Origin of the sequence: Brevundimonas sp. LPMIX5 (genome assembly GCF_003576505.1) — a bacterium.
Classification (GTDB): Bacteria; Pseudomonadota; Alphaproteobacteria; order Caulobacterales; family Caulobacteraceae; genus Brevundimonas; species Brevundimonas naejangsanensis.
Genome location: NZ_QWTZ01000010.1, coordinates 257,148 through 269,804, shown reverse-complemented (window position 1 = coordinate 269,804; position 12,657 = coordinate 257,148). Strand labels below are relative to the sequence as shown.

Annotated in this window: 12 protein-coding genes; 11 read left to right on the top strand and 1 reads right to left on the bottom strand. The window is 68.0% G+C overall.

The window, feature by feature from the left end; translation table 11 throughout:
- Positions 1-298 precede the first annotated feature (298 nt).
- The 10 genes from D1604_RS15935 (at position 299) to leuB (ending at position 10,655) form a co-directional block, all read left to right on the top strand.
- On the top strand, positions 299-439 hold the full coding sequence (locus D1604_RS15935) for a hypothetical protein (protein ID WP_233552041.1): 141 nt from the start codon (positions 299-301) through the stop codon (positions 437-439).
- 104 nt (positions 440-543) lie between these two features.
- Entirely contained in the window at positions 544-2,286 is a 1,743-nt protein-coding gene (ilvD, locus tag D1604_RS10930; protein ID WP_119413292.1) for a dihydroxy-acid dehydratase, read from the top strand.
- Positions 2,287-2,298: 12 nt separating this feature from the next.
- On the top strand, positions 2,299-3,312 hold the full coding sequence (ilvC, locus tag D1604_RS10925; RefSeq protein ID WP_119413291.1) for a ketol-acid reductoisomerase: 1,014 nt from the start codon (positions 2,299-2,301) through the stop codon (positions 3,310-3,312).
- Between the two features lie 31 nt (positions 3,313-3,343).
- Positions 3,344-5,050 carry an acetolactate synthase 2 catalytic subunit gene (gene ilvG, locus D1604_RS10920; RefSeq protein ID WP_119413290.1) on the top strand — a complete coding sequence of 569 codons (1,707 nt, stop codon included), beginning with the start codon at positions 3,344-3,346 and terminating at the stop codon, positions 5,048-5,050.
- A 2-nt stretch (positions 5,051-5,052) separates the two neighbouring features.
- Positions 5,053-5,304, top strand: coding sequence for an ACT domain-containing protein (locus tag D1604_RS10915; RefSeq protein ID WP_025976572.1), 252 nt, complete (start codon positions 5,053-5,055; stop codon positions 5,302-5,304).
- On the top strand, positions 5,304-6,542 hold the full coding sequence (locus D1604_RS10910; protein ID WP_119413289.1) for a 2-isopropylmalate synthase: 1,239 nt from the start codon (positions 5,304-5,306) through the stop codon (positions 6,540-6,542). Before D1604_RS10915 ends, D1604_RS10910 begins: the two co-directional genes overlap by 1 nt.
- Complete coding sequence (locus tag D1604_RS10905; RefSeq protein ID WP_119413288.1) at positions 6,526-7,500, top strand: branched-chain amino acid transaminase; 975 nt, start codon at positions 6,526-6,528, stop codon at positions 7,498-7,500. Before D1604_RS10910 ends, D1604_RS10905 begins: the two co-directional genes overlap by 17 nt.
- Entirely contained in the window at positions 7,487-8,935 is a 1,449-nt protein-coding gene (leuC, locus tag D1604_RS10900) for a 3-isopropylmalate dehydratase large subunit (RefSeq protein WP_119413287.1), read from the top strand. Before D1604_RS10905 ends, leuC begins: the two co-directional genes overlap by 14 nt.
- On the top strand, positions 8,935-9,537 hold the full coding sequence (gene leuD / locus D1604_RS10895) for a 3-isopropylmalate dehydratase small subunit (protein WP_024354213.1): 603 nt from the start codon (positions 8,935-8,937) through the stop codon (positions 9,535-9,537). The genes leuC and leuD overlap by 1 nt, the downstream gene beginning before the upstream one ends.
- The gene (gene leuB / locus D1604_RS10890; RefSeq protein WP_024354214.1) at positions 9,537-10,655 is read left to right on the top strand and encodes a 3-isopropylmalate dehydrogenase; all 1,119 of its coding nucleotides are present in this window, start codon (positions 9,537-9,539) and stop codon (positions 10,653-10,655) included. Before leuD ends, leuB begins: the two co-directional genes overlap by 1 nt.
- 56 nt (positions 10,656-10,711) lie before the next feature.
- On the opposite strand, the gene D1604_RS10885 is transcribed toward leuB, so the two are convergent.
- Positions 10,712-11,305 (bottom strand): TetR/AcrR family transcriptional regulator, encoded by a 594-nt coding sequence (locus D1604_RS10885; RefSeq protein ID WP_024354215.1) that lies wholly within the window; start codon positions 11,303-11,305, stop codon positions 10,712-10,714.
- A gap of 138 nt (positions 11,306-11,443) precedes the next feature.
- Between D1604_RS10885 and D1604_RS10880 the strand changes: the two genes are divergently transcribed.
- Positions 11,444-12,655, top strand: coding sequence for an efflux RND transporter periplasmic adaptor subunit (locus tag D1604_RS10880; RefSeq protein ID WP_233552040.1), 1,212 nt, complete (start codon positions 11,444-11,446; stop codon positions 12,653-12,655).
- The last annotated feature ends 2 nt before the right edge of the window (positions 12,656-12,657 follow it).

Here is a 12,657-nt window from a genome sequence, read left to right as displayed (position 1 = left end):
GGCGGCGCCTTCCGGGTGGCAAGGGGCTTTTCACAAAAAGTCCAAAAATCTCAACGAACTCGAGTCGCCGGCGCCACGACTGCGGCGCCCTCGCGCATATACGCGCGATCTTGTTTGCCGGACGGGACGGGCGAAACGACGAAATTTTCGCCCCTAAAGATGAAGTCAGCGAGGAATTTTATCGCCCTAGCGCCCCGCGACGGCCTCACGAGGGTGCTTTCTTCTACATTTCTCGCACAAGCGGTTGCGCCGCAACATTGATCGAGGCATAAGAGCGCCAGTTCGAAAGGTCTCTTCCTTGTCCCACCGCGCCGCCATCGCTGCGATCCTGAGCCCCGCGCAAGCGGCGGCCGATCTGCGCATGCTGTCGCTGGGCGTACTCCTTCTCTCGGTAATTCTTATTCCGCTTAGCCAAGCGGTGTGGATGCCTGCGACCTGACCTGAACCCAGCCAGTTTCGCCCATTCACCCCGCTCCGGCTCCGGACGCGGGGTTTTTCATGTGCCCGCCCAACCACCGACAGGCAAGAATTTCCAAGATTACGATGACGCAGCCTTCCGACAGCACGAAACGACCCAACAGCCGCTCCTCGGCCGTCACCCAGGGCCCGAACCGGGCGGCCGCGCGGTCCTATCTGCGCGCCGCAGGGATGCAGGACGCCGATTTCGACAAGCCGATGATCGGCATCGTCAACACCTGGTCGACCGTCACGCCTTGCAACATGCATCTGGATCGTCTGGCCAAGGACGTGCGCGCCGGGATCATTGCGGCGGGCGGCTATCCGGTCGATTTCAACACCATCGTCGTCACCGACGGCATCTCGATGGGCACGGCGGGGATGAAGGCCTCCCTGATCAGTCGCGAAGTCGTCGCTGATTCCATCGAACTGGCCATCGAGGGCCATCAGCTGGACGGCGTCGTCTGCATCGTCGGCTGCGACAAGACGATTCCCGCCGCAGCCATGGCTCTGGCCCGGATGGATATCCCCGGCCTGGTCTATTACGGCGGCACCATCCTGCCCGGCGTGATCGGGACAAAGGAAGTCTCAGTTCAGGAAGTGTTCGAGGCCATCGGCGCCCACGCCGCCGGTTCGCTGGACGATGCGGGCCTGAAGGCGGTCGAGAGCGCGGTCTGCCCCGGCGCCGGCGCTTGCGGCGGCCAGTTCACGGCCAACACCATGGCCATGGCCCTGTCGATGATGGGCGTCAGCCCCATGGGCGCCAATGACGTGCCCGCCGTCGATCCGGCCAAGGGCGCGGAAGGCGAACGCTGCGGCCGCCTGATCGTCGAGCGCGTATTTGCCGGAGATACAGCGCGCAAATACATCACCAAGGCCAGCCTGAAGAACGCGGCCATCGCCGTCTCAGCCTCGGGCGGATCGACCAACGCCGTCATGCACCTGACGGCCATCGCGGCCGAGGCAGGCGTCGATTTCGGCGTCGAGGACTGCCACCAGGCCTGCGTCGAGGCGCCGGTCATCTGCGACCTGAAGCCGGGCGGCCGTTTCCTGGCCTCGCACCTGTATGCGGCGGGCGGCACGCGTCTGGTCGCCCAGCGTCTGGCCGAGGCGGGCAAGATCGCCAACGTGCCGACCGTCTCGGGCCGCAGTCTGTTCGCCGAAGCGGGCGACGCCCAGGAGCAGCCCGGCCAGCAGGTCGTGACCAGCTTCGACGCCCCGGTCATGGCGCGCGGCTCCTACGCCGTCATCTATGGCGATGTCGCGCCAGAGGGCGCCGTCATCAAGTTGACCGGCCATAAGGTCGATCGCTTCGAAGGTCCCGCCGCCGTGTTCGATTGCGAGGAAGACGCCTTCCACGCGGTGCAGGACGGCTCGGTCGGCGAAGGCGACGTCATCATCATCCGCTACGAAGGGCCCAAGGGCGGGCCCGGCATGCGCGAGATGCTGCAGGTCACCGCCGCCCTGAAGGGCCGCAAGGTCGAGAACGTCGCCCTGCTGACCGACGGCCGCTTCTCGGGCGCCTCCTACGGCTTCGTCGCCGGCCACATCTCGCCCGAGGCGGCGGCGGGCGGCCCCATTGCTCTCATTCGCGATGGCGATCCGATCGTCATCGACGTCACCAACCGAAGGATCGACGTGCTCGTCGATCTGGAGGCGCGCCGGGCGGATTTCGCCCCCAACCGTATCCGCCCGGCGCAAGGCGTTTTCGCAAAGTACCGCGCCGCCGTCGCCTCCGCCTCGCAAGGGGCCGTGACCATTCCCAATCCGCCGCCGGCCCAGATCCCCGCCGATCTGGCCGCCCGCTCCACCGAAACCGCCGCTTCCTAAGGACGTCCTCCCATGGCCATCACCATCTACACCAATGAAGACATCAAGCCGGGCGCCATCGCCGGCCAGCGCATCGCCGTCATCGGCTATGGCTCGCAGGGTCGCGCCCACGCCCAGAACCTGAAGGATTCGGGCCACGACGTGATCGTCGGCGTCCGTCACGGCGGCACGGGCTGGAAGCACGCCACCGAGGACGGCCTGGCCACGGCCGAGCCCGCCGAAGCGGTTCGCGGGGCCGACATCATCGCCATCCTGACGCCCGACATGATCCAGAACGAGATCTATCGCGACGTCATCGAGCCGAACGCCAAGCCGGGCTCGGCACTGCTGTTCGCCCACGGCTTCTCGATCATCTACGACCGCATCACGCCGCGCGACGACATGGACGTCATCCTGGTGGCGCCCAAGGGGCCGGGCGATCTGGTGCGTCGCGAGTTCGCGCGCGGTCGGGGCGTCCCCTCCCTGTTCGCCATCGAGAAGGATGCGACCGGCAAGGCCCGCGATCGCGCCATGGGCTACGCCAAGGGCATCGGCGGAGCGACCGGCGGCCTGCTTGAGACCTCGTTCCGCGAAGAGACCGAGACCGACCTGTTCGGCGAACAGGCCGTTCTGTGCGGCGGCGCCAAGGAACTGGTCATCCAGGGCTTCAACACCCTGGTCGAGGCCGGCTATCAGCCCGAGATCGCCTATTTCGAGTGCCTGCACGAGCTGAAGCTGATCGTGGACCTGTTCTACGAGGGCGGCATCTCCAAGATGCACCACTTCATCTCGGAAACGGCCAAATGGGGCGCCGTGGCCTCGGGTCCGCGCGTCATCACCGACGAGACCCGCGCCCGCATGAAGACCGTGCTGGACGAGATCCAGAGCGGCCAGTTCGCGCGTGAATGGATCGCCGAGAACGAGGCGGGCAAGCCGAAATACGAGGCCCTGCTGACCGAGGACCGCTCCAGCCAGATCGAACAGGTCGGCGCCCGTCTGCGCGACCGCATGGCCTGGCTGCAGACGGCCAAACAGGCCGCCGCCTGACCCTCTGTATATATAAAGAGAGACTGACCCGATGAGCGCCGCCGCGCCCGCCCTGAAAACACCCCCCGCCCCGGCCGTCATGACCGGCGCGCGCCTGCTTGTCTCCAGCCTGGAGCGGATGGGCGTAGAGGTGGTGTTCGGCTACCCCGGCGGCGCCATCATGCCGATCTACGACGCCCTGACCGGCTCGTCGCTGAAGCACATCCTGGTCCGTCACGAACAGGCCGCCGCCTTCGCCGCCGACGCCTATGCGCGCCTGAGCGGCCGGGTCGGGGTCTGCATGGCGACCTCGGGCCCCGGCGCCACCAATCTGATCACCGGCATCGCCAACGCCATGATGGATTCGGCGCCGATGGTCTGCATCACCGGCAATGTCCCCCAAGGGGTCATGGGCACCGACGCCTTTCAGGAGATCGACATCCTGGGCGTCACCCTGCCGATCGTGAAACACTCCATCCTGGTCCGTGACGCGGCCGAGATCCCGGCCGCCATCGAACAGGCTTTCCACATCGCCGCCTCGGGCCGCCCCGGCCCGGTGCTGGTCGACCTGCCCAAGGACGTGCAATTCGCCGAAACGGTCGCCCCCTTCGGCTTCAACATTCCCAATGAAACGGCCGAGGCAGATCTTGATGCCATCGCCGAGGCCGAGCGCTTCATCCGCGCCGCTGAACGCCCGCTGATCTACATCGGCGGCGGGGTGAAGATCGGCCGCGCGACCGAGGCCCTGCGCGCCTTCGCCGAGACCACCGGCATTCCCGCCGTCGCCACCCTGAACGCCCTGGGCACGGTGCCGACCGACGCGCCCGGCTTCCTGGGCATGCTGGGGATGCACGGAACGCGCGCGGCCAATGAGGCGGTTCAGGCGTCCGACCTGCTGATCGTCATGGGCGCCCGCTTCGACGACCGCGCCACCGGCAAGCTGGCCGAGTTCGCCCCCCACGCCCGCGTCGTCCACTTCGACGCCGACGCCTCGGAGATCGGCAAGCTGCGCGAGACCCATGTCGCCGTCGGCGGGGAGATCCGCCCGGCCATCGAGGCCCTGACCGAACGCCTGGCGACCGCCCCGCTAGCGATCGATCCGTGGGTCATCCGGTGCGCCTCGGCGGCCGCGCGTCACGCCCCCCGCTATGACGCGCCCGGCGAAGGCGTCTACGCCCCGGCCCTGCTGAAGCAGCTGTCCGAAATGGCGGGCGACCGCTTCGTCGCCGCCTGCGATGTCGGCCAGCATCAGATGTGGGCCGCCCAGCACTGCCGCTTCGCCCGGCCGGAAGCCCACATCACCTCGGGCGGTCTGGGCGCGATGGGCTTCGGCCTGCCTGCCGGTCTGGGCGCCCAGATGGCCGATCCCGATGCAGTCGTCGTCACCATCGCCGGCGACGGCGGCTTCATGATGAATGTTCAGGAGCTGGCCACCCTGCGCCGCTACGGCGTGCCGCTGAAGATCGTCCTGCTGGACAATTCTTCCCTGGGTCTGGTGCGCCAGTGGCAGGAGCTGTTCTTCGAAGAGAACTATTCCGAGATCGACCTGTCCGACAATCCGGACTTTGTGAAGGTGGCCGAAGCCTTCGGCGTCGAGGCCTTCCGCATCGACCGCCGCGATCAGGTCGAGGCCGGTCTGGCCCGCCTGCTGGCCGCCAAGGGCGCCTGTCTGGCCCACGTCGTCATCGACCCCAAGGAAAACGTCTGGCCGCTGGTGCCGCCAGGCAAGAGCAACGCTGAAATGATGGAAGGCGCATGAGCATGAGCGACACCATTCACATCCAGATCGACCGGGCCGACGGCTCGCTTCAGCGTCTCATCGGCCTGGTGGAGCGCCGCGGCTTCCACATCGACGGCATCAACATGGCCGATGAAGGCGCGATGCGCCGCATCGCCCTGACCGTTCGCGGGCGCGACGCCGCCCGCTCCATCGACACCCTGGGCCGCCAGATCGACCGCCTGATCGGCGTCGCGCGCATCCAGGCCCAAACCTTCCAGTCCGAGGCCGCGTAATGTCCCGAGTAGACCGAGTATCCAGAACCGCCGAGATTGCGGCCGATCCCAACCGGGTCATCATCTTCGACACCACCCTGCGCGACGGCGAACAGGCGCCGGGCTTCTCCATGTCGGCCGAGTCCAAGCTGAAGATGGCCCACGTCCTGCGCGACCTGGGCGTGGACGTGATCGAGGCCGGCTTCGCCGCCGCCTCGCCGGGCGACGAGGAATGCATCCGTCGCGTGTCAGGCGAGATCGAGGGACCGGTCTTCGCCTCGCTGTCGCGCGCCAACGAAAAGGACATCGACGCCTCCTTCCGCGCCTTGGCCCCGGCGCCGAAATCGCACCGTCGCTGTCACGTCTTCCTGGCCACCAGCCCGATCCACCGCTCGGCCAAGCTGCGCATGAGCACCAATGAGGTGCTGGCCACCATCTCGCGCACGGTGGAATACGCCGCCTCCATGTTCGACGACGTGGAGTTCTCGGCCGAGGACGCCTTCCGCACCGAGCCGGAGTTCCTGGCCGAGGCCCTGATGGCCGCCGCCGACGCCGGCGCCCAGACGCTGAACGTGCCCGACACCGTCGGCTACGCCACGCCCGAGGAATCGCGCCAGCGCTTCGCCTATCTGGACGGGATCATCCGCCCGCGCCACGCCGACATCATTTTCTCGTCGCACGCCCACAACGATCTGGGCCTGGCCGTCGCCAACTCCCTGGCCGCCGTTGAAGGCGGCGCCCGCCAGATCGAAGGCGCCATCAACGGCATCGGGGAACGCGCCGGCAACGCCTCGATCGAGGAGGTCATCATGGCCCTGCGCACCCGCGCCGACCGCTATGGCGTGACCGTCGCCGCCGAGAGCCGCCATCTGGTCCGCTCTTCCGAGACCCTGCGCGAAGTGACCGAGAGCGTCATCGCCCGCAACAAAGCCATCGTCGGCCTGAACGCCTTCGCCCACGAAGCTGGCATCCACCAGCACGGCATGATGGCCGACAGCCGCACCTACGAGATCATGCGCCCCGAGGACGTCGGGTTCGAGGGCAGCTATTTCGTGCTTGGCAAACACTCGGGCCGCCATGCCGTCGGCAAGCGCGCCGAGGCTCTAGGTCACGCCCTGGAAGGCCAACGCCTGGCCGAAGTCTTCGCCGGCTTCAAGCGCCGCGCCGACGAGATCGGCGAGATCAACGACGCCGAACTGACCGCCATCATCGCCGCCACCGCCCCCCAACAGGACAAGACCTATGCAGCCGCTGGCTAAGAACATCTGGATCAACGGCGAACTGACGGCGTGGGAGAACGCCACCGTCCACGTGATGAGCCACGCCCTGCACTACGGCACCTCGGTGTTCGAGGGCATCCGCGTCTATGACACGCCGAACGGCCCGTGCGGCTTCCGCCTGACCGACCATATCCGGCGCCTGTTCGACAGCGCGCGCATCTACCACTTCCCCATGCCCTACACCGAGGACGAGCTGGTCCAGGCCTGCAAGGACGTGGTGCGCGCCGAAGGTCTGCGTTCGGCCTATCTGCGGCCGCTGGCCTTCCTGGGCGAGTGCGGCATGGGCGTCAGCCCTTCGGCCGAGGCGATCCGCAGCGATGTGATGATCTCGGCCTTCGCCTGGGGCGCCTATCTGGGCGAAGAGGCGCTGGAGAAAGGCGTCGACGCCTGCATCTCCAGCTGGAACCGCGTGGCCCCGAACACCGTCCCGGCGGGAGCCAAGGCGGGCGGCAACTATCTGTCCTCCTATCTGATCGGGCGCGAGGCCCGCGTGCGCGGCTTCGGCGAGGGCATCGCCCTGGGCGCCGACGGCCTGCTGTCGGAGGGCGCGGGCGAGAACCTGTTCATCGTCAAGGACGGAGTGCTGATGACCCCGCCTGCCGCCGCCTCCATCCTGCAGGGCATCACCCGCGACAGCGTGATGAAGCTGGCGCGCGGCCTGGGCTATGAGGCGCGCGAGCAGGTGCTGCCGCGCGAAGCCCTCTATGTCGCCGACGAGGTCTTCATGACCGGCACGGCGGCCGAGATCACGCCCGTCCGCTCCATCGACGGCATCATGACCCGTGCAGGCGGCCCCGGCCCGGTGACGAAGGCGGTCAACAAGGCCTTCCGCGGCCTGTTCGACGGCACGACGCCCGACCGTTTCGGCTGGCTGGAGCCGATCGGCGAGACCACCGCCGGCGCCGCCGCACAGGAGCGCGTGCATGAGCCGGCCTAAGACCCTGTATCAGAAGGTGTGGGACCGGCACGTCGTCGTGCCGGAAACCGCCGAGACGCCCGGCGTCATGTATGTGGACCTGCATCTGGTCCACGAAGTCACCTCGCCTCAGGCCTTTTCCGAAATCGAGGCGCGCGGACTGAAGGTCCGCCGCCCCGACCGCACCTTCGCCACCCTGGATCATTCGACCCCCACCCTGCCTGCCGGGCCGGACGGGACACTGCCCTATATCACCGAACAGGCGCGCAGACAGGTCGAGACGCTGGAGGTCAACTGCGCCCGCCACGGGATCGAGCTGGCGGGCTGGGGCTCGGACCAGCGCGGCGTCGTCCACGTCATGGGACCGGAACTGGGCCTGACCCAGCCGGGCATGACCGTCGTCTGCGGCGACAGCCATACCGCCACCCACGGCGCCTTCGGAGCGCTGGCTTTCGGCATCGGCACCTCGGAAGTCGGTCACGTGCTGGCGACCCAGTGCCTGCTGCAACGCCGGGCCAAGGCCATGCGCGTGACGATCAACGGGCGCCTGCGCCCCGGCGTCTCCGGCAAGGACATGGCGTTGGCCGTCATCGCCGCCATCGGCTTCGGCGGCGGCACCGGCTACGTCATCGAATATGCAGGCGAGGCCGTGCGCGCGCTGGACATGGAAGGGCGCATGACCCTGTGCAACATGTCCATCGAGGCGGGCGCCCGCGCCGGCATGATCGCCCCCGACCAGACGACCATCGACTGGCTGCGCGGCCGTCGCCACGTCCCCGCCGACTATGAAGCCGCCGCCGCCGACTGGCTGGCTCTGGCCACTGATCCCGGCGCGGTCTTCGACAAGGAGGTCGTGCTGGACGGCGCCGCCATCCGCCCGATGGCCACCTGGGGCACCACCCCCGACGCCGGCGCCCCCGTCGGCGCGCCCGTGCCGCAGCCGCGTTCGGCTTCGGACCAGAAGGCCATCGACTACATGGGCTTCACCGCCGGAGAGGCGACCACCGGCCACAAGGTCGATGTGGTCTTCATCGGCAGTTGCACCAACGGCCGCCTGCCCGATCTGCGCGCCGCCGCCGACGTCCTGCGCGGCCGCAAGGTCCAGCCGGGCGTGCGGATGCTGGTGGTCCCGGGTTCGGAGGCCGTCCGCCGCGACGCCGAAGCCGAAGGCCTGGACAAGGTCTTCACCGAGGCGGGCGCCGAATGGCGCATCCCCGGCTGCTCCATGTGCATCGCCATGAACGGAGATTTCGTCGCGCCCGGCCAACTGGCCGTCTCGACCTCCAACCGCAATTTCGAGGGCCGTCAAGGCAAGGGCGCCCGCACCATCCTGGCCAGCCCCGCCACAGCCGCCGCCAGCGCCGTGGCCGGGGTGCTGACCGACCCGCGCGTCTATCTGGAGGCCCCCGTCCTCAAGCAGGCGAGCGCCGCGCGCGAGGCGGTAGGAGCAGAATAATGTCTGAGCCCTTCAAGACCCTGACGTCGAAGACCCTGACCCTGAGCCAGGCCAATATCGACACCGACCAGATCATCCCCGCGCGCTTCCTGACCACCACCTCGCGCGAGGGTCTGGGCGCCCAGGCCTTCTATGACTGGCGCTATGAGGCCGATGGGTCGCCCAAGCCGGAATCGGTGCTGAACCGCATCGACCCGACCGAGCACCGCATCCTGCTGGCGGGGCCGAACTTCGCCTGCGGCTCCTCGCGCGAGCACGCGCCCTGGGCCCTGCTGGACTATGGCTTCCGGGCGGTGATCTCGACCGAGATCGCCGACATCTTCACGTCCAACGCCCTGAAGAACGGCTTTCTGCCCATCGTCGTTGATCAGGCCGTCTGGGACGATCTGGCCGCCCACCCGGAGCAGCCGGTGACCATCGACCTGGAGGCGGGCGAGATCCGGCGCGGCAACGTCCCCGCCGTGCCGTTCAAGGTCGAGTCCTTCGCCCGCCAGTGCCTGTTGGACGGCGTGGACGCCCTCGGCTGGCTTCAGGCCAAGCTGCCCTATGTCGCCTCCTACGAACGCCTGCGCCAAGACACCTATCAGCCGGAGACCGCCTGATGACCGCCCATGACACGCCCGCCGCCGCCCGCGCCTTCAATATCGTCGTCCTGCCCGGCGACGGCGTCGGGCCGGAGGTGACCCTGGCCGCCCAGCGAGTGCTGACCTGCATCGGCGACATCTACGGCCATCGGTTCGACTTCACCGAACACCTGATCGGCGGCGCCGCCATCGACGCGGTCGGCGAATCCTTGCCCGAAGAGACCAAGGCCGCCTGCATCGCCTCCGACGCCGTGCTGCTGGGCGCCGTCGGCGGGCCCAAGTGGGACGGCGCCCCGGTTCGTCCCGAACAGGGTCTGTTGGCCATCCGCAAGGCGATGGGCCTGTACGCCAACCTGCGTCCGTTGCAGGTCTCGCCGGTGCTGGCCCACCGCTCGCCGCTGAAGAAGGAGATCGTCGAGGGCGTCGATCTGATCGTCTTCCGCGAACTGACCAGCGGCGTCTATTTCGGCGAGCGCACCCGCACCGAAACCTCGGCCTCGGACCTGTGCGTCTATACGGTGGAGGAGATCGAGCGCGTCGCCCGGGCCGCCTTCCAGGCCGCCGAACAGCGCCGCGGAAAGGTCACCTCGGTCGACAAGGCCAACGTCATGGAGACCAGCCGCCTGTGGCGCGAGGTCGTGACGCGCATCCACGCCGAGGAATATCCGCAGATCACCCTGGAGCACGCCCTGGTCGACTCCATGGCCATGCACCTGATCCGCAAGCCGCGCGACTATGACGTCATCCTGACCGAGAACATGTTCGGCGACATCCTGTCGGACGAGATTTCAGTGCTGGGCGGCTCCATCGGCCTGCTGCCTTCAGCCTCGCTGGGCGCCGACGGCCCCGGCCTGTTCGAACCGATCCACGGCTCGGCGCCGGACATCGCCGGACAGGACCTGGCCAACCCCGTCGGCATGGTGCTGTCGGCGGCCATGATGCTGCGTCACAGCTTCCAGTTGGAGGATGAGGCCGATTCCATCGAGGCGGCGGTCGCGGCCGTCCTGGCCTCGGGGGCCGTCACCGCCGATCTGGGCGGGGCGCTGGGCACGGTCTCGGCCACCCGCGCCATCGTCGACGCCATCCGGGCCATCCACTGGGCGGCGGCGCGCCATGTGCCGATGCACTGGGCCTGAGACTTTTAAGCAAGACAGCGATGGAGAGGCGGGCCCTTGGTCCGCCTCTTCTTAATTCAGCCGTCGATCAGGCCCTGAAGCGCGCGGGCCATGCGCTGGGCCAGAGACGCCTTCTGGGCCTCGTCCAGGCTTGAATAGCCGTCGGACAGTTCGCGGCCGATCGCCATGCCCATGATCAGGCCTGCCGCCATGCGCGCCCGCACCGGCGCGTCCTCGCCGCCGATCCACTGGGTCAGGGGCTCGAAGAAACGAGAGTTGGAGGTGCGCTGAACAACGTCCATCGCCTTGGTCGAACCGATCGAACGCAACAGGATCAACAGGCCGCGCATCTTGGCGCCGCCGTCTTCATATTCGCACGGGGTCATGTCGCCATAGACGATCTCGCGCGCCAGGCGCTCGCCGAAATCCTCGCGCGAGCCGTCCATCAGATCGCGGCCGTTCTTGCAACTGTCCATGACCGCCACGAACAGATCTTCCTTCGAACCGAAGTAGCGGCTGATCAGGGCCGCATCGACGCCGACGTCGCGCGCCACGTCGCGCATGCCGACATCATCATAGCTTTCCGCGCAAAAGCGTTCGCGCGCCGCTTCCAGAATGGCCTGGCGGGTGGCGTTGGCGTTACGCGGCCGGGGAACGTCGCAAAGGACCAATTGGTCGCACTCCAATAAACCTTACGGGCTATATGGCCTTGTCATCAGGCGTTGACAAGCGTCGCCGACGTCGTCTTTAAGTCAGCCGGTGTTGACTGGACGCCTCCTCCCCAATGAGCGCACAGTCCTTTGGATAAAATGACTCCCAAGGAGATTGCGCCGATGCGCACGGTGAAGATCGCGGCCGCGTCCGTCATGATGGCGGCTGCCCTCTATGGCTGTTCCAAGGGACAGGAGGCGCCGGCCCAGGGCGCGCCTCCGGTCACGGTGGCGACGCCCCTGTCGCAACAGGTTGTCGACTGGGACGAGTTCACAGGCCGCTTCGAGGCGACCCGCTCCGTCGACGTGCGCGCCCGCGTGGGCGGCTACATCCAGTCGGTTCACTTCAAGGACGGCGACTTCGTACGCCAGGGCCAACTGCTGTTCACCCTGGATCCGCGCCCGGCCCAGGCCGCCTTGGCTTCGGCCCGCGCCCAGCTGGCCCAGGGCCAGGCCCAGTTGACTCTGGCCCGCACCGAACTGGCCCGCGCCGAAGGCCTGTTGGCCTCTCAGGCCGTGTCCCAGGCCGAAGTCGACGCCAAGCGCGGCGCTGTCCAGACCGCCGAGGCCGCCATGGCCGCCGCCAACGCCGCCATCCGCGCGCGTCAGCTGGACGTGGAATTCACCCGCGTCACCGCCCCCATCTCGGGCCGCGTGTCCGACCGTCGGGTCGATCCGGGCAACCTGATCGGCGGCGGTTCGTCCGCCGGCGACGTGCTGACCACCATCGTCTCGTCATCGCCGATCTACTTCGTCTTCGACGGCTCCGAGGCCCTGGCCCTGAAATATCAGCGCGACGCCCGCAACGGGTCGGCTCCGATCCGCATCCGCCTGCAGGACGAGACCGCCTATGATCGCACCGGCACGCTGGACTTCACCGACAACGCCATCGACGCGTCTTCAGGCACCATCCGCCTCCGCGCCGTGGTGCAGAACGCCGACGGCTTCCTGAAGCCGGGCATGTTCGGCCACGCCCAGCTGGCCGGCTCGGGCGGTTACGCCGCCATGCTGGTGCCGGACGCCGCCGTCGTCACCGATGGTCCGCGCAAGGTGGTCTATGTCGTCGCCAAGGACGGCACGGTCGGCGCCAAGCCGGTCCAGCTGGGACCGGTCGCCAACGGCCTGCGTGTCGTGCGCACGGGCCTGGCGCCGGACGACCGCGTCATCATCAACGGCCTTCAGCGCGCCCGTCCGGGCCAGAAGGTCACCGCCCAGAACGGGACCATCAAGGCCGAGGAAGCCAAGGCCGACGCGCCTGTGACCACGGCCCCTGTCGCCTCGTCCGCCACCTTCGTCGCCAGCGCCGGCTGAGG